Origin of the sequence: Burkholderia sp. Bp9140, assembly GCF_003853425.1 — a bacterium.
Taxonomy (GTDB): Bacteria; Pseudomonadota; Gammaproteobacteria; order Burkholderiales; family Burkholderiaceae; genus Burkholderia.
Genome location: NZ_QTPQ01000027.1, coordinates 107,774 through 126,665, shown reverse-complemented (window position 1 = coordinate 126,665; position 18,892 = coordinate 107,774). Strand labels below are relative to the sequence as shown.

The following is an 18,892-nucleotide window of genomic DNA, read 5'->3' as shown; positions in this document are numbered from 1 at the left end:
GGTGGCGGTGGCGGTGGCGGTGGCGGTGGCGGTGGCGGTGGCGGTGGCGGTGGCGGTGGCGGCGGTGGCGGCGGCGGCGGCGGCGGCAGCGGCGGCAGCGGCGGCAGCGGCGGCGGCGGTCATGGCACCGGCGGCCACGGCAATGGCGGCGGCAACGGTAGCGGTAACGGAAGTGGAGGTGCCGGCAACGGCGGTGCCAACGGCGTCGGCAACGGCAGCGGCAGTGCTGGCGGGCATGGAACCGGAGGCAGCGGCAACGGCAGCAGCGGCGGTCATGGCAACGGTGGCGGCAACGGCAACGGCAGCGGTAGTGGCGGCGCCGGTAACGGCGGTGCCAACGGTGTCGGCAATGGCAATGGCGGCGGCAACGGTGGATCGGCCGGCGGCCATGGCCACTGACCGAAGCACCGCCTGACCCCGTGCTGTCAGAGCATTTCGAGCGCGCGCTTGCTGCGCGGCGGACGGAAGTACCCGTCGAGCTGCGCGCGCTCGTCATCGCTCAACACGAGATCGAGCGCCGCGCGATTGTCGCGCACGTGTTCGATCCGCGACGCCTTCGGGATCGCGAACACGCCCGGCTGCCCGAGCACCCAGGCGAGCGCGACGCGCGTCACCGACACGCCGCGCTGCCGCGCGATCTCGTCGAGCGGCGAGCGCTTCGGCAGCCGCCCGTGATCGACGGGGCTGTAGGCCATCGTCGGCATCCGGTGGTCGGCAAGCCATGGCAGCAGGTCGAACTCCGGCCCGCGACGCGCGATGTTGTAGAGGATCTGGTTGGTCGCGCACGCACTGCCGCCCGCCACGTCGACGAGTTCGGCCATGTCGGCCGTATCGAAGTTGCTGACACCCCAGTGGCGGATCTTGCCCGCGCGCCGCAGCGCCTCGAACCCCTCGACCGTCTCCTCGAGCGGCACCGAACCGCGCCAGTGCAGCAAGTACAGATCGAGATGGTCGGTACGCAAGCGCTTGAGGCTCGCGTCGCACGCGGCGACGACGCCGCGCCGGCTCGCGTGATGCGGGTACACCTTGCTGACGAGGAACACGTCGTCGCGCAGGCCAGCCAACGCCTCGCCGACGAGTGCCTCGGTCGCGCCGTCGCCGTACATCTCGGCGGTGTCGACCAGCGTCATCCCGAGCGCGATGCCCTCGCGCAATGCGACGATCTCGTCCACGCGCCGCGCGGGCCGCTCGCCCATTTCCCAGGTCCCCAGGCCAAGCTTCGGAATCGTCTCGCCGTCCGGCAGGACGACCGTGGCGATCGTGTCTCTCATGCACTCCTCGCTGCGGATAGGTGGCCGCGCACCGCGGCCGAAGCATGGGCCAGTGTAGTCAATCGGCGCCCTGCCCGCCTATTGCACGGCAAAAACCGGCTATAACGGCGCCGCATGATGACTTAGAATGGCCGGCAACCTGATCGATACCCATTCCATGAAGGCACCCACGGACGACCGCTGGCAGGACCTGCGCCCCGACCCCGACAACGACACGCCGCTCTACCTGCAGCTCGCCCGCAAGCTCGGCGACGCGATCCACGACAATCGCTGGGCGGCCGGCGAGGCGCTACCGTCCGAGCGCGTGCTGTCCGAAGCGCTCGGCGTGTCGCGCATCACCGCGCGCAAGGCGATCGCGCTGCTCGTCGAGCAGGGCCTGATCCGCCGCACGCAGGGCGCCGGCAACTTCATCCAGCCGCGCTACGAGGATCCGCTGTCGCGGCTGTCGAGCTTCAGCGAGATGCTCGAGCGCCGCGGCTTCAAGCCGAGCTCGCAATGGCTCGAGCGCGAAATCCAGCCGGCGAACCGCGACGAAGTGATTCAGCTCGGCCTGTCGCCGGCCGCATCAGTCACGCGGCTGAAGCGCCTGCGCCTCGCCGACGGCATCGTGATGGCCGTCGAGAACTCGACGTTCCCCGCCACGCTGATTCCCGATCCGCAGGCGATCGGCGGGTCGCTGTACAGCTATCTCGAAGCGCGCGGCACGCCGATCGTGCGCGCGCTGCAGCATTTCCGCGCGGTCAACGCGACCGACGAGATCGCGCAACAGATGGGCATCGCGCCGCACGACGCGCTGCTGCTGATCACGCGGATCGGCTATACGGCCGACCAGCGCGCGATCGAGCTCACCGATACCTACTGCCGCAACGACTACTACGACTTCGTCGTCGAGCTGCGCAAGTAACGCGCGCGGCGCCGCCCGCGCTCACAGCCAGCGCGCTTCGTCCGTGCCGAGCGGCACGGGCGGCCGCGCGAAGCGCGGCGGCGTCGCCGACAGGCGTTCGGCCGGGCGCACGGCGTCGATCGCGCCGAACGGCGACGCGGTCCGGTCGATCCGGTCGCGCACGTCGTCAGGCGTCAAATCCGGTGCGTGCAGGCCGTCCGGCACCACGCCGAACGATTGCAGCCAGCGCCCCGTCTGCGCGAGCGACAACCGCACGTGCCAGCTTCCCCCTTCCGTCGCCCGGCGCGCGAGCGCGATCATCGCGCCGAACGCCGCGAGATAGCCCGTCGCGTGATCGAGCGCCTGGCACGGCAGATGGCGCGGGCCGTCCGCGTGCGCGGCGTGCTGCTCGCTCCATGCGATGCCGCTGGCCGACTGCACGAGGCTGTCGAAACCGCGCCGCATCGACCACGGCCCCGCGTGCCCGTAAGCGGACACCGACACGCAGACGATGCCGGGCCGCAGTTCCGCGAGCGCCTGCGGCGAGAACCCGCGCGCCGCGAGCGCGCCGGGGCGATAGGCCTGCACGAATACGTCGGCGTCGCGTGCGAGGTCGCGCAGCGTGGCGACACCCGCTGCCTCGCGCAGGTCGATCCACGTCGAGCGCTTGCCGCGCCCGTTGTCGATCACGAGCGACGCGATGTTCGGCAGGTGCGGGCCGTTGACGAGCAGCGTCTGCGCGCCGTGCGATGCGAGCGTGCGGCCCGCGACCGGCCCCGCAATGATGCGCGTGAGATCGAGCACGCGCACGCCCGCGAGCGGCTGGTCGGGCTCGCCGCGACCGATCGCCTCGACGGGCGCGTCGCCGATCCGTTCGATCTCGAACAGCGGCAGCGACGCGAGCGCGCGCGCCTGGTCGTGCGCGGCCCATTCGTCAGGGGTTCTGATCAATGCCGCGCACAGGCCGGCCTCGGCCAGCGCGGTATCGAGTGCCGCGCCGTCCCACGTGCGGATCGCCGCGGCAACGTCGTCACGCCGCGGGCCGCAGCCGAGCACGTCGAGAATCCCGTGCAGGTGATGCGGAAAGTTCGCATGCAGCTGGACCCAGCATCCGTCGCGCGTGTCGTGGAAGCCCGTCACCGGATGGCGCGGCTCGGGCGGCGGGCCGTCGTCCACGCGCAGGTAGCGTTCACTGCGGAACGCGACGAGCGCGTCGCGCATCGACACGTCGACGCGCTGCGCGACGCCCGTGCGCAGCCGGTGGCATTCGGCCGCCGCGAGCCCCGCTGCCGCGATCGTCGCCGCGGCCAGCGTGCCGACGTGGAACGTCGACGGCAGCGTCGGGTCCTGCCCCGTCACCGCTGCGCGTGCCAGCGCGCCGGGCTCGCCGTGCGCGAGTTGCCACAAACGGGTCAATGCGAGTTCGGGTGTCATGGTGGGAACGCGCCGTTGAGGAGACGTAATCGAGTCTAGAATTCGCGACAGGTGCGATCAATCTTGATTGCGCGAATCAATGCATAACGAATAGTCGTAGCCGGGCTGCGTTTCATGCGCCCCGACAGGAGCGATCCGCATGACGTCCCTCAGTGCGCCGGAAGCCGCCGGCATCCTCGGTGTCAGTGTGAGCACCCTTTATGCGTATGTGAGCCGCGGCCTGCTGCGCTCGTTGCCCGACGGCGCGAGCAAGCGCCGCCGCTACGACGCGAACGAGGTGCGCCTGCTCGCGCGCCGTCGCGCCGACGCAAAACGCGCGGGCGGCGTCGCCGAGCGCTCGCTCGACTGGGGCGTGCCCGTGCTCGAATCGCGGATCACGCAGATCGCCGACGGCCGCCTGCACTATCGCGGCGCCGACGCGATCGCGCTCGCGAACGATGCGACGCTCGAGGAAACCGCCGCACGGTTGTGGGATTGTCCGCCCGCGCGGCTCGCCGCCGCATCGCTTGCCTCGACCGGTTTCGACGCCGCGCAGTGGGACGACTGGGCGCGCCGCTGGGCGCATCTCGCGCCGCTCGAGCGTGCGCTGGTGCTGCTCCCCGCCGCGGCCGCGGCGCTGCCGCGCCGGTGGGCGCAGGGGCGCGACGCGCAGTTCGACGCGGCCACGCTGCTGCTGCGCGTGACGACGGCCACGCTGGCCGGCAGCGCGCCGGGCAATGCGCCCGTGCATCGGCAACTCGCCGCCGCGTGGCGCATCCGGCGGCGCGACGAGGCCGACCTGCTGCGCCGCGCGCTCGTGCTGTGCGCCGATCACGAACTGAATCCGTCAACCTTTGCGGTGCGCTGCATCGCGTCGACCGGCACGCACCTGTTCGGTGCGGTCGCGGGCGGGCTCGCCGCGTTGTCGGGCCCGCGCCACGGCGGCGAGACGTTCCGGGCGGGCGCCCTGCTCGATGAAGCGGCGCGCGCCGCCGACCTCGACCGGTACCTCGCGCTGCGCGTCGCGCATGACGAACGCGCGGACGGCGCACGCACGGCGCTCGCCGGTTTCGCGCATCCGCTCTATCCCGACGGCGATCCGCGTGCACGCGCGTTACTCGACGCGCTGCACGCGACGCTGCCCGACCGGGCGCCGCTACAGGTGGCCCGTGCGCTCGCCGCACGCGTCGAAGCGGCGACCGGCGTGCAGCCGGCGATCGATTTCGCACTCGCGGTGCTGGAGCGCACGCTCGCGCTGCCCGACGGCGCCGCGTTCACGCTGTTCGCGGCCGGCCGCACCGCGGGCTGGATCGCGCACGCGCTCGAACAGTATGCGGACGGCAAACTGATCCGGCCCCGCGCGCGCTACGTCGGCAACGACGCGACGGCCTGAGCGCGGCCGCCGCGCCATGCGGCGAGCCGTCGCCATGCGATCGGCGCGGCCTGCACGGCTGGCGCCGCCTGCGGGCCGAATGCGAACACCGCGCCGCCCGCCGCCGCGCTGATCCACACGCGCATGCCGGGCAGCAGCGCCAGCGACTCGCCGGCGCGCAGCCAGTGATCGTCGGGCCGGCCCTCGATCGTCACCCACAGGTCGCCGTCCGCGACCTGCAGTGCGGTGCGATCGACGATCCGCCACCGTCCGGCCGGCTCGTTGCCGTCAATCTCGTAAAGTCGCAGTTCGCGCATGGCCGCCTCCGGGTCGCGTGGGTTCAATGACACCAGTATTTCGGACAGCGACAGCACGCGGACAGATACGCCTGCAGACACTTTCGGCTGAACTGTACCGGTCCGCCGGCGGACGGGCGTCCGCCCGGCATCGTATCCGGACGGCCGGCGCGCCCGCCCGATCCTGCGTGGCGCGGCGGCTTTGCCTACAATGGCGGCTGTCCCGCGCCACCGGTCCGTCCCCATGTTCCAACGCCCGCCCGCCGCCGCACCCGGCGAAAAGAACCTTACCGTGATGCTATGGCTCGTCGCGACGGGCTTCTTCATGCAGACGCTCGATGCGACGATCGTCAACACGGCGCTGCCGTCGATGGCAGTGAGTCTCGGCGAATCGCCGCTGCGGATGCAGTCGGTCGTGATCGCGTACTCGCTGACGATGGCGGTGATGATTCCCGTCTCGGGCTGGCTCGCGGACACGTTCGGCACGCGGCGCGTGTTCTTCAGCGCGATCCTGGTGTTCTCGCTCGGCTCGCTGCTGTGCGCGAACGCGCATACGCTGCAACAGCTCGTGGTGTTCCGCGTCGTGCAGGGGGTGGGCGGCGCGATGCTGCTGCCGGTCGGGCGGCTCGCCGTGCTGCGCACGTTTCCGGCCGAACGCTACCTGTCCGCGCTGTCGTTCGTCGCGATTCCCGGGCTGATCGGGCCGCTGATCGGGCCAACGCTCGGCGGCTGGCTCGTCAAGATCGCGTCGTGGCACTGGATCTTCCTGATCAACGTCCCGGTCGGCATCGCCGGCTGCGTCGCGACTTTCTACTCGATGCCCGACGCGCGCAACCCGGCCGTCGGCCGCTTCGACCTGAAGGGCTATCTGCTGCTGACGATCGGGATGGTCGCGATCTCGCTGTCGCTCGATGGGCTCGCCGATCTCGGGATGCAGCACGCCGCCGTGCTGGTGCTGCTGATCCTGAGCCTCGCGTGCTTCGTCGCGTACGGCCTGTACGCGGTGCGCGCGCCGCAGCCGATCTTCTCGCTCGAACTGTTCAAGATCCATACGTTCAGCGTCGGCCTGCTCGGCAACCTGTTCGCACGGATCGGCAGCGGCGCGATGCCGTACCTGATCCCGCTGCTGCTGCAGGTGAGCCTCGGGTATTCGGCATTCGAGGCCGGGCTGATGATGCTGCCCGTCGCGGCGGCCGGGATGTTCTCGAAGCGGATCATCACGCGCCTGATCACGCAGCACGGCTACCGCAAGGTGCTGCTCGCGAACACGATCATGGTCGGCGTGATGATGGCGAGCTTCGCGCTGATGCGCGACACGGTGCCCGTGTGGGTGAAGGTCGTCCACCTCGCGCTGTTCGGCGGCTTCAACTCGATGCAGTTCACCGCGATGAACACGCTGACGCTGAAGGATCTCGGCACCGGCGGCGCGAGCAGCGGCAACAGCCTGTTCTCGCTCGTGCAGATGCTGTCGATGAGCCTCGGCGTCACGGTCGCCGGTGCGCTGCTGGCCACCTTCACCGGGATGCTGCGCACCGTGACGCCGAGCAACACGCTGCCCGCGTTCCATGCGACCTTCATCTGCGTCGGGATCATCACGGCCGCGTCCGCGTGGATCTTCGCGCAGCTCGCGCCCGAAATCCGCGGCCGCGCGCAGTACAAGACCGATCCCTCCGAGCGCGCATGACGCAGGGCGCGGCAATCGCCACGGCGGCGCGCGACGCACCAGGTCGGTGCAACAAGACTGCACCGCGCCGCAACTGGCGGGCGCGACGGCCCGCCGCACGGGGCGCGATGTCGTGCATGCTTCTTGCTCGCCTATTCTGTAGGTAAACTGGCAGTCTTCCCTCGGCCGACATCATGAGCATGATCGACATCGACCCACCCGGCTTCCAGCCGCCCCGCCCCGTCGCCGGCGACGACGGAAGGCGGCGCACCGTGCTGTACGGCGCGTACACCGTGTTCAGCGTGTTCCAGCCCGTTTTCTCGGTGTCGCACCGCCGCGCGATCGGCTATCACGCGTCGCTGCGCGCGCACGATGAGGAAAGCCGCCAGGTCGCGTCGCACGAGGTGTTCACGCAGGCGGCGCGGCGCGGCGACCTGCTCGAGCTCGGCCGGCTCGCCGAATCGCTGCATCTCGGCAACTTCCACGCGTTCGACAGCCACGACGAATGGCTCTTCCTGAGCCTGCATCCGGCCGCGCTGATGGACACCGTCTACGGCGACGCGCTGCTCGCGAACCTGAAGGCGCTCGGCCTGCCGCCGCATCGCGTGGTGCTCGAGGTGCCCGAGCAGGCAGGCGGCGAGACGCCGCGCTATGCGGCGATCGTCGACGGGCTGCGCAAGGCCGGCTTCCTGATCGCGCTCGGCGGCTTCGGCGCCAAGCATTCGAACATCGACCGCGTGTGGCACCTGCATCCCGACATCGTCACGCTCGACCGCGGGATCCTCGCGCAGGCGAGCGAACACTCGCATCTCGAACGCGTGCTGCCGGGGCTCGTGTCGCTGCTGCACGAATCCGGCCAGCTCGTGCTGATGGGCGGGCTCTCGACCGAGCGCGACGCGCTGATCGCGCTCGAATGCGACGTCGATTTCGTTCAAGGGCAGTACTTCGCGGGGCCGAGCGTCGACCCCGTACAACCGCAGGCCGCCGCCGGCTGCATGGACACGCTGTCGGCCGCATTGCGGCTGCGCGTCGGGCAACGCGAGCGCACGCAGGCCGAACGCCTCGCGCCGTATGTCGCCGCGCTGGAGGAAGCGAGCCAGAAGCTCGCCGCGGGCGAGTCGCTGATCGACGCCGCCGGCGCCGTGCTCGGGTTGCCGGAAACCGCGCGCTGCTTCCTGCTGGATGCATCGGGCCGCCAGATCGGCGATAACGTGCTCGCGCGCGGCAGCGTATCGCAGCGGGCGAAGCGCTTCCGGCCGCTGCTGCATTCGGAAGGCGCGAGCTGGGAGCGCCGCCCCTACTTCATCCACGCGATGCGCGCGCCGAGCCGCGTGCATCTGACGCCGCCGTACCTGTCGATCAACGAGGCGCACCTGTGCGTGACCGCATCGATCGCCGCGCCGGCCGCGACCGGCATGCAGGTGCTGTGCGTGGACATCAACTGGGAAGCGGCGCTCAACCGCGAATGAAGGTGGAAGGTGCGCGCCGCGCTCATGCGGCGCCATCGACGCCGCCGGCGCGGCGCACGATCAGCCGGTGCACGCGCTTGCCGGACGACGCGCTGACCACCTCGTGCTCGTCGAGCACGTGCATGCCGGCGCCGAGTGCCGCATGCATGCGCGCCGAATCGAGTGGCGTGTACAAGCGGCCGCGCTCGTCGCGCAACGCACCGTTGCCGGCCACCCGCCAGCTCAGGTACAGCGTGCCGCCGGGCATCAGCAGCGCGGCCAGCCGCGCGGCCGCCGCGGCCGCATCCGCCTGTTCGAGGTGCATCACGACCGTCTCGCAGAGGACGTTCCGGAACACGCCGGACGGCACGCCGGCGAGCGCCGGCAATGCGGCCAGCTCGAACGTCAGCGACGGATGGCGCACACGCGCCTCGGCGAGCAGCGCGGCGCTCGCATCGTAGCCGCGCACGTCGAATCCTTGCGAAGCGAGCCACGCGGTGTCGCGCCCCGCGCCGCAGCCGACATCGGCCGTCGGCCCCGGCGCGAAATACTGATCGAGCAGCGCATACATGTCGTCGGGGACGGCCTCGTCGAGCCAGTCCCGCGCGTATTGCACGGCATGGGCTTCGTAGGCATCGAGAGTCGGGCGGTCCACCATGGCGATTGCTCCGCGTACGCGTCTCGTCGTGCGACGCACCCCGCATCTTAGCCGTTGCGCATCGTGCGCGGTGTCGTGCGCGACGCGCGCCCCTACGCCGCGCGCAAGTCGCCCGCGCGCGGCACCTGCGCGGCCGCTCCGTCAGACATGCGAGTGCGCGCCGCCGTGCACGGGGCCCGAGCGCCGCTCGACTTCGCGGCGCACGTCGCCGCGCAGGCCCGCGAAAAACGCGACCTCGGCGACGACGAACAACGGCCCGACCATCAGGCCGACCAAGTCGTCGACGAACGCGGGCTTGCGCCCTTCGAACCAATGCCCGACGAACTGCACGATCCAGCCGACCACGAACGCGCCGATGCCGATCCCGAGCCATTGCGCGGTCGGCAACAGCGCGAGCGTCTGCGCGGCCCAGAGGCCGAGCGCGAACAGCACGGTCATCACCACCCCGAAGCGCAGGTCGAGGCGCAGGTAGAACACCGCGAACGCCGCGGCGAGCAGCAGCGCCGGCGACAGCGCGACGCCGGCCAGCGTGCCGAGCGCCGGCCGCGACAGCAGCACCTCGACCGCGAACACGATCATCGGAATGCCGACCAGATGCGTCGCGATGTTGCGCGCATCGCGATGGTAGGCCGCATACTGGGAAAGGTGGTCTTCGAGCGTCTTCATGGCGTCTCCTGAACGATCATTGAGCGCTATGATGCGCGTCACGCCCGAGAACCTCTGTCAGCTACCCGACATCGCGCGCCCATGCCCTCGTCGCTCGCCCCCTACCAGCCGCAGATCGAAGCGCACCCGTGGTTCGCCGCGCTGCCGCCCGCGTTGCGCGAAGACCTGCTCGCCCGCGCCGCATTGCGGCCCCTGCCGGCCGGCCACGCGCTGTTCCGCCGCGGAGACCCGCCGTGCGGGCTGTATGCGGTGCTGGCCGGTTCCCTCACCATAGGCGCGGTCGACCCGCACGGCAAGGAGTCGCTGCTGACGGTCGCCGAACCGGTCACGTGGTTCGGCGAGATCGCGCTGTTCGACGGCCAGCCGCGCACGCACGACGCGATCGCGCTCGACGACACGCTGCTGCTGCACGTCGCGCAGGCCGCGCTGCTCGCGATGCTCGACGCGACGCCGCAATACTGGCGGCAGTTCGCGCTCCTGATGGCGCAAAAGCTCCGGCTGAGCTTCCTGACCGTCGAATCGATGAGCGTGATGCCGGCCGCGCAGCGGCTTGCCGCGCGGCTGCTGATGATCGCCGACGGCTACGGCGGGATCAGCGCCGGCCGCACGCGCATCCGGTTGTCGCAGGAAAAGCTGGCTGCGATGCTGTCGCTGACGCGCCAGACCACCAACCAGCTGCTGAAGGCGCTGCAGGCCGACGGCGTCGTGCGGCTGCATGTCGGCGAGATCGAACTCGTCGACGTCGACGCGCTGCGCCGCGCGAGCGGGCTGCCCGACGGCACCTGCTGACACCGCCGCGCCAGCGCCGCAACGCCGCATTTGCGCCGCCATGGCGTTGCGCTATCGTGGCAGCTCTTTCGCCCTCCCCGCATCCGCTCTTGAACACGTCGACCGTCACCACCCCGTCCCGCCACGCATGGCCCGTGTTCGCCGCGTTCCTGCGGCTCGGCCTCACATCGTTCGGCGGCCCCGTCGCGCATCTCGGCTACTTCCGCGACGCGTTCGTCACGCGACGCGGCTGGCTGACCGAGCGCGCGTATGCGGATCTCGTCGGGCTGTGCCAGTTCCTGCCGGGGCCGGCGAGCAGCCAGGTCGGGATGGCGATCGGCCTGTCGCGCGCGGGCTATGCGGGGATGTTCGCCGCGTGGCTCGGCTTCACGCTGCCGTCGGCGCTGCTGATGTTGCTGTTCGCGCTCGGCGTGCACGCGACGGGCATGCCGGTCGCCGCCGGCGCGCTGCACGGGCTGCGCATCGTGTCGGTCGCGGTGATCGCACAGGCGGTGTGGGGCATGGCGCGCACGCTGTGCCCGGACGCGCGCCGTGTCACGCTGATGGCGATCGCTGCATGCATCGCGCTGCTCGTGCCGGCCGCATGGCTGCAGGTGGCCGTGATCGTCGCGGCGGGGGCAGCCGGACGCGTGCTGTTGCCGCAGCCCGAGCGCGACGCCCACGATCCGTTGCCGCTGCATGTATCGCACCGCGCGGGCGTGCTCTGGCTCGTGCTGTTCGCCGCGCTGATCGCCGGGTTGCCGGTCGCGGCCCGCGCGCTCCATTCGAACACGCTCGCCGTCGTCGACGCATTCTTCCGCACCGGCGCGCTGGTGTTCGGCGGCGGGCACGTCGTGCTGCCGCTGCTGCAGGCGGCCGTCGTCGCGCCGGGCTGGGTCGGCGATTCGGTGTTTCTGGGCGGCTACGGTATCGCGCAGGCCGTGCCGGGGCCGCTTTTCACGTTTTCGGCCTTCCTCGGTGCTTCGCTGCGCGACGCGCCGAACGGCTGGCTCGGCGGGACGATCGCGCTCGTGTCGATCTTCGCGCCGTCGTTCCTGCTTGTCGCGGGCACCGCGCCGTTCTGGGAACGCCTGCGCCGCAGCACGCGCATGCAGGCCGCGCTCGCGGGCGTGAACGCGGCCGTCGTCGGACTGCTGCTCGCCGCGCTCTATCACCCGGTGTGGAGCGACACGATCTCGTCGCCACGCAATTTCGCGGCCGCGCTCGTCGCGTTCGTTGCGCTCGCGTTCTGGCGCGTGCCGCCGTGGGCGGTCGTGATCGCGAGCGCGGCGCTCGGGTGGTTGTCGGGGATGATCGCCTGATCCGGCGAATGTCGTGCGTCGATTCATGTCCGACAAAAACAAGAAAGCCCTCTTGACGAGGGCTTTCTTGAGGTACCGCGCGCCGCGAAGGCGCGCGGGATGCCTGGACTTACGCGAAGTTCTTCGCTGCGAAGTCCCAGTTCACGATGTTCCAGAACGCTTCGACGAACTTCGGACGTGCGTTGCGGTAGTCGATGTAGTACGCGTGTTCCCACACGTCGATCGTCAGCAGCGGCTTGTCGGCCGTCGTCAGCGGCGTTGCGGCGTTGCTCGTCGACACGATGTCGAGCGAACCGTCAGCCTTCTTCACGAGCCATGCCCAGCCCGAGCCGAACGTGCCGACCGCGGCCTTCGTGAACGCTTCCTTGAACGCGTCGTACGAACCCCACTTCGCGTTGATCGCGTCGCCCAGCGCGCCCGACGGTGCGCCGCCGCCGTTCGGCGACAGGCTGTTCCAGAAGAACGTGTGGTTCCAGATTTGCGCGGCGTTGTTGAAGATGCCGCCCGACGACTTCTTCACGATCTCTTCCAGCGACAGGCTTTCGAATTCCGTGCCCGGGATCAGATTGTTCAGGTTCGTCACATATGCCTGGTGATGCTTGCCGTAGTGGTACTCGATCGTCTCTTTCGAGATGGTCGGCGCGAGTGCGTCTTCAGCGTACGGGAGCGGCGGGAGCGTATGAGCCATGGCGATTCCTTCGTTGAGTATGTAGGGAGGCTGTGTTGAATGCTGCCGAGCGTCCGATTGTAGGCGAGTCCGAATATCCCCGCAAACTCACGGGCATTTATCCGCGGTATGCAGAAAATCGGCGCTGGCGCTTCATCCGGCAGGACGAGACGACGATGCGCAGCTTCCGTTCCCGGGTCCGGCGCGCCCGGTGCATCCGGACCGCCGGGCACACGACCTTCGTTTCGCTTACGCCGCCGTCGTCAGATCGTATCGGTCAGCCGAGGCTGCACGTCGGCAAGCGACACGTCGGCCGAGCCTTCGGCGAGATGCACGGTCAGGCGGCGCTGCGGTTTCAGCGCACTCGGCGCGCGCACCGCGCGGCCGGTCTGCGTGTCGATCAGCGCCGCGTAGCCGCGCTCGAGCGTGCGCTGCGGGCTCAACACCTCGAGCCGCGCCGCGCAGGCCGACACGCGCGCGGTATCGCGCTCGTGACGGCGCTGCAGCGCCACCGCGAGACGTTGCGACAGTCCCGCGAGCGCATGGCGCGCCTGCGCCGGGTCGGGCCGCGCGCGCTGCCAGCGCAGCTGCGCGAGCGCGAAGCGCGCACGCGCGTCGCGCACCGGCCGCGACGCCGCCGACGCGAGCCGCACGGCCAGTTGCTCGACGTGGGTGCGCTGCCGCTGCAGCCGTTCGGCCGGACTGACGAGCCGGCGCGCGAGCCAGTCGAGCTGCTGCGCACGCTGCTCGAGCCCGCGTTCCAGGCTGCGCGCCAGCGCGCGCTGCCGGTCGGCGACCTCGCGCAACAGCAACGCGCGCTGCGGACTCGCGAGTTCGGCCGCGCCGGTCGGCGTCGGCGCGCGCAGGTCGGCCGCGAAGTCCGCGATCGTGAAATCGGTTTCGTGGCCGACGCCGCTGACGACCGGCAGTTCGCTCGCCGCGATCGCGCGCGCGAGCGCTTCATCGTTGAACGACCACAGATCCTCGATCGAGCCGCCGCCGCGACAGACCAGCAGCACGTCGACCTCGCGCCGCACGTTTGCAGCCTGCACGGCCGCGACGAGTTTCTCGGCCGAGCCCGCACCCTGCACGGGCGCCGGATAGACGATCACGGGGATGTGCGGCGCGCGGCGCGCGAGCGTGGTCAGCACGTCGCGCAGCGCGGCCGCCTGCAACGACGTGACGATGCCGATCGCGCGCGGATGCGCGGGCAGCGAACGCTTGCGCTCGGGCGCGAACAGGCCTTCGGCCTCGAGTTGCGCCTTCAGCCGCAGGAACGCCTCGTACAGGCGCCCTTGCCCGGTGCGCCGCACGGCCTCGACATTGAGCTGCACTTCGCCGCGCGGCTCGTACATCGTGACGACCGCGCGCACCTCGATCCGGTCGCCTTCGCGCGGCGTGAATTCCGCATACTGCGCGCGACCGCGAAACATCACGCAGCGCATCTGCGCCTGCTGGTCCTTGATCGAGAAATACCAGTGGCCGCTCGCGGCGCGCGTGAAATTCGACACTTCGCCCGAGATCCACAGCAGTGGAAACGAACGTTCGAGCATCGTCGAAATCGCGCGATTGAGCGCCGAAACGGGAATTACTTCGTCACCGCCGCGGGTGGCGCCGGGAGCGGAAAAAGGAGAGTCGGAAAGCATGGGCGATCGGATGAATGCTGGCGGCGACACGATAGTCCGACACGCGCGCGGCGTCCAGCGCCGAGCGTCCGCGCCGCGACGCGCGGAAGGTGTCCACACTCTGACATTCATCCACCCAAAACGCTTGAAAACCGCGGGAAAAACCAGACAATTTCACGCAATCCATTGATTTTTATAGATTTTCCAACCTTACAATTTTATTCGACGCCGACTCGACGTCCACCCGGCGGGCGTTTGGTGCGGACGGGCAGCGAGTTTTTCACAGAGTTATCCACAGCCCGCCCCGATCCGGCCCCGCCGGGTACGTCGCCCGGCCGCGCTTGCCGCGCCCGCGTGCGGCGCGCTAGAGTGCCGCCTTCCGAAGACCTTGCGGCATGCGCCGCCCAACGGAGAATCCGTCTTGACGAATCCGTCCCACGACGCGGCGCACGATACGCCGCGCCCGACCCGATGAGCGCGCCCGGCGGCCCGCTCGCGCGGCTCGAAGCGCGCCTCACGCGCGAATGGCAGCGACGCGGCGCACTCGCCTGGGCGCTCACGCCGTTCGCATGCGTATTCGGCCTGTGCGCGGCGCTGCGCCGCGCGGCCTATGCGCAGGGCTGGAAGCAACCGGTCGACGTCGGTGTGCCCGTCGTCGTGGTCGGCAACGTGACCGTCGGCGGCACGGGCAAGACGCCGACCGTGATCGCGCTCGTCGATGCGCTGCGCGCGGCCGGTTTCACGCCGGGCGTCGTGTCGCGCGGCTACGGCGCGAACGTGAAGGCGCCGACCGCGGTCACGCCCGCGTCGCGCGCGAGCGCGGCCGGCGACGAACCGCTGCTGATCGCGCGCCGCACCGGCGCGCCCGTGTGGGTATGCCCCGACCGCGTCGCGGCCGCGCAGGCGCTGCGCACCGCGCATCCTGACGTCGACGTGATCGTCAGCGACGACGGCCTCCAGCACTACCGCCTCGCGCGCACGGTCGAGCTCGTCGTGTTCGACCACCGGCTCGGCGGCAACGGCTTCCTGCTGCCGGCCGGCCCGCTGCGCGAGCCGCTGTCGCGCCACCGCGACGCGACGCTCGTCAACGATCCGTACAGCGGCGCGCTGCCGCCGTGGCCCGACACCTACGCGCTCGCGCTGACACCGGGCGCCGCGTGGCACCTCGACCAGCCGGCGCTGCGCCGCCCGCTGTCGCAGTTCGCGAACGAGCGCGTGCTCGCCGCGGCCGGCATCGGCGCGCCGGAACGCTTCTTCGCGACGCTGCGCGCGGCCGGCCTCGCGCCGGCGACACGCGCGCTGCCCGACCATTACGCGTTCGCCGACAATCCGTTCGTCGACGACGCGGTCGACGCGATCCTGATCACCGAGAAGGATGCAGTAAAATTGGGCGCTTCCTGGCGCGACGCTCGGCTGTGGGTCGTCCCCGTCGAAGCCGCGCTCGATCCTCGCCTCATTGCCCTCGTTGTGGAGAAACTCCGTGGACGCTCGCCTGCTTGAAATCCTTGTGTGCCCTATCTGCAAAGGCCCGCTCCACTATGACCGCGCCGCGCAGGAGCTGATCTGCAACGCGGACAAGCTCGCCTATCCGATCCGCGACGGCATCCCCGTGATGCTCGTCGACGAAGCACGCCAGACCGTCGAAGGCACGCCGGTCGATCCCGCCGGCCCGGCCGGCAGCTGAACGCCGACCGCTGCACCGGCGCCCCGCCGCGGTTCGCCGCGGCCGCGTGCCGAACCCTGCCGGGCGGCCTGCTTTCGACGCGCCGCCCGCCCCGCCCTTCTCACCGCCCAGTCCCGATGACTCATCCGCAGCCCTTCATCGCCGTCATTCCTGCCCGGCTCGCGTCGACGCGCCTGCCGAACAAGCCGCTCGCCGATCTCGGCGGCAAGCCGATGGTCGTGCGCGTCGCCGAGCGCGCGCGCGAAGCGGGCGCGCAGCAGGTGCTCGTCGCGTCCGACGCGCAGAGCGTGCTCGACGCGGCACGCGATCACGGTTTCGAAGCGGTGCTGACGCGCGCCGACCATCCGTCGGGCACCGACCGGCTCGCGGAAGTCGCCGCGACGTTCGGGTGGAGCGACGACACCGTCGTCGTCAACGTGCAGGGCGACGAGCCGCTGATCGACCCGGTGCTCGTGCGCGACGTAGCGTCGCACCTCGCCGCGCATCCGGACTGCGCGATCGCGACTGCCGCGCACCCGATCCACGAAGCGGCCGACGTGTTCAACCCGAACATCGTGAAGGTCGCGCTCGACGCGCGCAACGTCGCGATGTACTTCTCGCGCGCGCCGATTCCGTGGAGCCGCGACGCGTACCAGCCACACTGGCCGGACGTCGGAGCCATGCCGGCGCCGGCGTTTCCGGTCTACCGCCACATCGGCCTCTACGCGTATCGCGCGCGCTTCCTGCGCACCTATCCGTCGCTCGCGCAGGCGCCGATCGAGCAGGCCGAGCAGCTCGAACAGCTGCGCGCGATGTGGCACGGCGAGCGCATTGCCGTGCTGATTACCGAGCACGCGCCCGAAGCCGGAATCGACACGCCGGCCGATCTTGCACGCGTGCAGGCCCTTTTTCGGCCGGGTTCAAAATAACCCGTGGCATAATCAGGCGATTGTGCGAGCCGTCCGCGACCCGCGCGTTCTCGCTTGACCCCGCCACGGCCCATCCCGGCAGCCGCGCGTCGCTTTCGCCGACGTGCCGCGTCAGACCGGTCCGCCGCGCGCCAGGCAAGCCCCGCGCACGCTGTCGCTGACACTTTTGCGTCTCGCCATACGAATCTACATACTGGAGATATCACCATGCGTTTGATCCTGTTGGGCGCGCCCGGCGCGGGAAAGGGCACCCAGGCAAACTTCATCAAGGAAAAGTTCGGCATCCCGCAAATCTCGACGGGCGACATGCTGCGTGCGGCCGTCAAGGCCGGCTCGCCGCTCGGCGTCGAGGCGAAGGGCTACATGGACGCCGGCAAGCTCGTGCCGGACGCGCTGATCATCGGCCTCGTGAAGGAGCGCCTGAAGGAATCGGACTGCGCGAACGGCTACCTGTTCGACGGCTTCCCGCGCACGATCGCGCAGGCTGACGCGATGAAGGAAGCCGGCGTCGCGATCGACTACGTGCTCGAAATCGACGTCCCGTTCTCGGAAATCGTCGAGCGCATGAGCGGCCGCCGCACGCACCCGGCATCGGGCCGCACGTACCACGTGAAGTTCAACCCGCCGAAGGTCGAGGGCAAGGACGACGTGACGGGCGAACCGCTGATCCAGCGCGACGACGACAAGGAAGAAACCGTCAAGAAGCGTCTCGAAGTGTATGAAGCGCAGACCAAGCCGCTGATCACGTACTACGGCGACTGGGCGCAGCGCGGCGAGGAAAACGGCCTGAAGGCCCCGCAGTATCGCAAGATCTCGGGCCTCGGCAGCGTGGACGAAATCCGCGAGCGTGCGTTCGACGCACTGAAGTAAGCACCGCGTCGTGCCCCCGCAAGCCGCCCTTTCCGGGCGGCTTTTTTTCGTCTGCTTCCTCCGTTTCGTCTGACCAGGATCCGCACGGCCGTGCCGGCCTCGCCGGCGCCCCATACAATCGATCGAACGCAGACGCCCCGGCTTTGCTCCGATCGACCGGCATCGGACCCAGCCAAGGAGACCGTGATGGAGATTCGCGGCCGGCAACGTCTTTCCGATCACGGGCGGCGCATCGGGCCTCGGCGCCGGAACGGCCCGCATGCTCGCGCAGGCAGGCGGCAAGGTCGTGCTCGATGCGATGGTGCCCTTCCCGCCGCGGCTCGGCAAACCGGACGAATACGTGCTGCTGGTGCGCCAGATAGTCGAGAACCCCGATGCTCAACGGCGAAGTGATCCGCCTCGACGGCGCGATCCGGATGCAGCCGAAATAAGTGCAAACAACTGCAAACGAAAAACGCCCGCTGGCGTTTTTCATTCGAGGCGCCGGACGGCGGGCTTGCCCACCGGCAATGCCGCCCGCAAGCGGCTCAGTCCTCGCCGTCGCGCTGCATCCGCTGCCGCAATTCCGTCACCTGCGATTCGACGACGGTCGCATCCTCTGCATCGGGCCGCTCGCCGAGATACTGCTCGAGATCCTCTAGCGCGGGACGCAGGTAATCGAGCCGCGCATACGCGAAGCCGCGGTCGCGCACCTCGTCGAGCTGTTCGGGCAACAGGATCACGAGCCGCTGCTGCACCGCGAGCAGCCGCTGCCAGCGTTCCGTCTGCAGATAGATCGTCTTCAGGTTGCGCAGCATCCGCGCGATGATCTCGCGGCTCGTGGCGGGCTGCAGCAGCGCGCGCAACGCACTGTCGACCGCGCCCGCCGCGCGCGCGACGTACGGCTCGAGCATCTCGACCATCTCGGCTTCGGACAGCGAATGGCCGTTGGTCGGATCGATGATCAGGTCGCCGTCCGGCAGTGTCACGCGCAGCAGGAAGTGGCCGGGGAACGACACGCCGCGCGCCGGTACGCCAATCTGCTCGGCGAGCTCGAGGTACAGCACCGACAGCGAGATCGGAATCCCGCGCCGCCGCTTCAGCACCGCATTCAGGTGGCTGTTGTCGGGGTCGTAGTAATCGTTGTGATTGCACGCGAAGCCGAGTTCGCGGAAGAAGAACTCGTTCAGCGCGGCGACGCGGTCCTTCAGGTCCGCATCGTCGGCGAGCCGGCGGCTCAGCCGCGCGGCCAGCATGTCGATTTCGGCCAGCGTGCCCTGCAGGTCGAGGTCGGGATACGCGTCCTGTGCGAGCGACAGCGCGGTTTCCGTGACGGGCAGACTGTCGTCGTCCGCCACGAGCGTGCTGAAGTAGTCGAGGACGCGGGTCATTGCGGTCG

19 protein-coding genes and 1 pseudogene are annotated in these 18,892 nt (G+C 70.0%); 11 read left to right on the top strand and 9 right to left on the bottom strand.

The genetic code is table 11. The annotated features are described in order from the left end of the window. Positions 1-390: hypothetical protein (locus tag DIE21_RS37325; RefSeq protein WP_185642823.1), on the bottom strand; the 390-nt coding region annotated here is incomplete at its 3' end. A 35-nt stretch (positions 391-425) separates the two neighbouring features. After that, positions 426-1,271 carry an aldo/keto reductase gene (locus tag DIE21_RS22705; RefSeq protein WP_124499820.1) on the bottom strand — a complete coding sequence of 282 codons (846 nt, stop codon included), beginning with the start codon at positions 1,269-1,271 and terminating at the stop codon, positions 426-428. Between the two features lie 157 nt (positions 1,272-1,428). Here DIE21_RS22705 and DIE21_RS22700 point away from each other — a divergent pair, with 157 nt between their 5' ends. Beyond that, the gene (locus DIE21_RS22700) at positions 1,429-2,175 is read left to right on the top strand and encodes a GntR family transcriptional regulator (protein ID WP_124499819.1); all 747 of its coding nucleotides are present in this window, start codon (positions 1,429-1,431) and stop codon (positions 2,173-2,175) included. A gap of 21 nt (positions 2,176-2,196) precedes the next feature. On the opposite strand, the gene DIE21_RS22695 is transcribed toward DIE21_RS22700, so the two are convergent. Then, positions 2,197-3,588 carry a CoA transferase gene (locus DIE21_RS22695; protein ID WP_124499818.1) on the bottom strand — a complete coding sequence of 464 codons (1,392 nt, stop codon included), beginning with the start codon at positions 3,586-3,588 and terminating at the stop codon, positions 2,197-2,199. A gap of 139 nt (positions 3,589-3,727) precedes the next feature. Between DIE21_RS22695 and DIE21_RS22690 the strand changes: the two genes are divergently transcribed. Further along, a complete protein-coding gene (locus DIE21_RS22690; protein WP_124499817.1) occupies positions 3,728-4,960 on the top strand; it encodes a citrate/2-methylcitrate synthase in 1,233 nt (410 codons plus the stop codon). On the opposite strand, the gene DIE21_RS22685 is transcribed toward DIE21_RS22690, so the two are convergent. Continuing rightward, the gene (locus DIE21_RS22685; protein ID WP_124499816.1) at positions 4,933-5,256 is read right to left on the bottom strand and encodes a DUF2917 domain-containing protein; all 324 of its coding nucleotides are present in this window, start codon (positions 5,254-5,256) and stop codon (positions 4,933-4,935) included. The genes DIE21_RS22690 and DIE21_RS22685 overlap by 28 nt on opposite strands. Before the next feature lie 223 nt (positions 5,257-5,479). Here DIE21_RS22685 and mdtD point away from each other — a divergent pair, with 223 nt between their 5' ends. Both mdtD and DIE21_RS22670 read left to right on the top strand, forming a co-directional pair. Beyond that, positions 5,480-6,919: a multidrug transporter subunit MdtD gene (gene mdtD, locus DIE21_RS22675; RefSeq protein WP_124499815.1), complete on the top strand. Its 1,440-nt coding sequence runs from the start codon at positions 5,480-5,482 to the stop codon at positions 6,917-6,919. Between the two features lie 173 nt (positions 6,920-7,092). Further along, on the top strand, positions 7,093-8,367 hold the full coding sequence (locus tag DIE21_RS22670; RefSeq protein ID WP_124499814.1) for an EAL domain-containing protein: 1,275 nt from the start codon (positions 7,093-7,095) through the stop codon (positions 8,365-8,367). 22 nt (positions 8,368-8,389) lie between these two features. Here DIE21_RS22670 and DIE21_RS22665 read toward each other — a convergent pair whose 3' ends face one another. Beyond that, positions 8,390-9,004: a bifunctional 2-polyprenyl-6-hydroxyphenol methylase/3-demethylubiquinol 3-O-methyltransferase UbiG gene (locus tag DIE21_RS22665; protein WP_124499813.1), complete on the bottom strand. Its 615-nt coding sequence runs from the start codon at positions 9,002-9,004 to the stop codon at positions 8,390-8,392. Between the two features lie 141 nt (positions 9,005-9,145). Then, entirely contained in the window at positions 9,146-9,670 is a 525-nt protein-coding gene (locus tag DIE21_RS22660; protein ID WP_124499812.1) for a DUF962 domain-containing protein, read from the bottom strand. A gap of 81 nt (positions 9,671-9,751) precedes the next feature. Here DIE21_RS22660 and DIE21_RS22655 point away from each other — a divergent pair, with 81 nt between their 5' ends. Then, positions 9,752-10,459: a Crp/Fnr family transcriptional regulator gene (locus DIE21_RS22655; RefSeq protein WP_124499811.1), complete on the top strand. Its 708-nt coding sequence runs from the start codon at positions 9,752-9,754 to the stop codon at positions 10,457-10,459. Between the two features lie 89 nt (positions 10,460-10,548). Further along, positions 10,549-11,760, top strand: a complete 1,212-nt coding sequence (gene chrA, locus DIE21_RS22650; RefSeq protein ID WP_124499810.1) for a chromate efflux transporter — start codon at positions 10,549-10,551, stop codon at positions 11,758-11,760. Positions 11,761-11,869: 109 nt separating this feature from the next. On the opposite strand, the gene sodB is transcribed toward chrA, so the two are convergent. Continuing rightward, the gene (gene sodB, locus DIE21_RS22645; protein ID WP_124499809.1) at positions 11,870-12,448 is read right to left on the bottom strand and encodes a superoxide dismutase [Fe]; all 579 of its coding nucleotides are present in this window, start codon (positions 12,446-12,448) and stop codon (positions 11,870-11,872) included. 242 nt (positions 12,449-12,690) lie between these two features. Then, the gene (gene xseA / locus DIE21_RS22640; RefSeq protein ID WP_124499808.1) at positions 12,691-14,073 is read right to left on the bottom strand and encodes an exodeoxyribonuclease VII large subunit; all 1,383 of its coding nucleotides are present in this window, start codon (positions 14,071-14,073) and stop codon (positions 12,691-12,693) included. Positions 14,074-14,523: 450 nt separating this feature from the next. Between xseA and lpxK the strand changes: the two genes are divergently transcribed. The 5 genes and pseudogenes from lpxK to DIE21_RS22615 form a co-directional block, all read left to right on the top strand. Next, positions 14,524-15,552 carry a tetraacyldisaccharide 4'-kinase gene (gene lpxK, locus DIE21_RS22635; RefSeq protein ID WP_124499807.1) on the top strand — a complete coding sequence of 343 codons (1,029 nt, stop codon included), beginning with the start codon at positions 14,524-14,526 and terminating at the stop codon, positions 15,550-15,552. After that, entirely contained in the window at positions 15,533-15,736 is a 204-nt protein-coding gene (locus DIE21_RS22630) for a Trm112 family protein (RefSeq protein WP_006750935.1), read from the top strand. Before lpxK ends, DIE21_RS22630 begins: the two co-directional genes overlap by 20 nt. 116 nt (positions 15,737-15,852) lie before the next feature. Further along, a complete protein-coding gene (gene kdsB / locus DIE21_RS22625; RefSeq protein ID WP_124499806.1) occupies positions 15,853-16,644 on the top strand; it encodes a 3-deoxy-manno-octulosonate cytidylyltransferase in 792 nt (263 codons plus the stop codon). Positions 16,645-16,851: 207 nt separating this feature from the next. Next, positions 16,852-17,514: an adenylate kinase gene (gene adk, locus DIE21_RS22620; RefSeq protein ID WP_124499805.1), complete on the top strand. Its 663-nt coding sequence runs from the start codon at positions 16,852-16,854 to the stop codon at positions 17,512-17,514. Between the two features lie 289 nt (positions 17,515-17,803). Then, positions 17,804-17,945, top strand: a pseudogene (locus DIE21_RS22615) (3-hydroxyacyl-CoA dehydrogenase); the annotation flags it as partial. A gap of 96 nt (positions 17,946-18,041) precedes the next feature. Here DIE21_RS22615 and DIE21_RS22610 read toward each other — a convergent pair. Further along, a complete protein-coding gene (locus DIE21_RS22610) occupies positions 18,042-18,884 on the bottom strand; it encodes a SirB1 family protein (protein WP_124499804.1) in 843 nt (280 codons plus the stop codon). Positions 18,885-18,892 lie beyond the last annotated feature (8 nt).

Coding starts and splice junctions, on each gene's coding strand:
- DIE21_RS22705 (WP_124499820.1), bottom strand. CDS start 1,271: ATGAGAGACACGATCGCCACGGTCGTCCTGCCGGACGGCGAGACGATT.
- DIE21_RS22700 (WP_124499819.1), top strand. CDS start 1,429: ATGAAGGCACCCACGGACGACCGCTGGCAGGACCTGCGCCCCGACCCC.
- DIE21_RS22695 (WP_124499818.1), bottom strand. CDS start 3,588: ATGACACCCGAACTCGCATTGACCCGTTTGTGGCAACTCGCGCACGGC.
- DIE21_RS22690 (WP_124499817.1), top strand. CDS start 3,728: ATGACGTCCCTCAGTGCGCCGGAAGCCGCCGGCATCCTCGGTGTCAGT.
- DIE21_RS22685 (WP_124499816.1), bottom strand. CDS start 5,256: ATGCGCGAACTGCGACTTTACGAGATTGACGGCAACGAGCCGGCCGGA.
- mdtD (WP_124499815.1), top strand. CDS start 5,480: ATGTTCCAACGCCCGCCCGCCGCCGCACCCGGCGAAAAGAACCTTACC.
- DIE21_RS22670 (WP_124499814.1), top strand. CDS start 7,093: ATGAGCATGATCGACATCGACCCACCCGGCTTCCAGCCGCCCCGCCCC.
- DIE21_RS22665 (WP_124499813.1), bottom strand. CDS start 9,004: ATGGTGGACCGCCCGACTCTCGATGCCTACGAAGCCCATGCCGTGCAA.
- DIE21_RS22660 (WP_124499812.1), bottom strand. CDS start 9,670: ATGAAGACGCTCGAAGACCACCTTTCCCAGTATGCGGCCTACCATCGC.
- DIE21_RS22655 (WP_124499811.1), top strand. CDS start 9,752: ATGCCCTCGTCGCTCGCCCCCTACCAGCCGCAGATCGAAGCGCACCCG.
- sodB (WP_124499809.1), bottom strand. CDS start 12,448: ATGGCTCATACGCTCCCGCCGCTCCCGTACGCTGAAGACGCACTCGCG.
- xseA (WP_124499808.1), bottom strand. CDS start 14,073: ATGCTTTCCGACTCTCCTTTTTCCGCTCCCGGCGCCACCCGCGGCGGT.
- lpxK (WP_124499807.1), top strand. CDS start 14,524: ATGAGCGCGCCCGGCGGCCCGCTCGCGCGGCTCGAAGCGCGCCTCACG.
- kdsB (WP_124499806.1), top strand. CDS start 15,853: ATGACTCATCCGCAGCCCTTCATCGCCGTCATTCCTGCCCGGCTCGCG.
- adk (WP_124499805.1), top strand. CDS start 16,852: ATGCGTTTGATCCTGTTGGGCGCGCCCGGCGCGGGAAAGGGCACCCAG.
- DIE21_RS22610 (WP_124499804.1), bottom strand. CDS start 18,884: ATGACCCGCGTCCTCGACTACTTCAGCACGCTCGTGGCGGACGACGAC.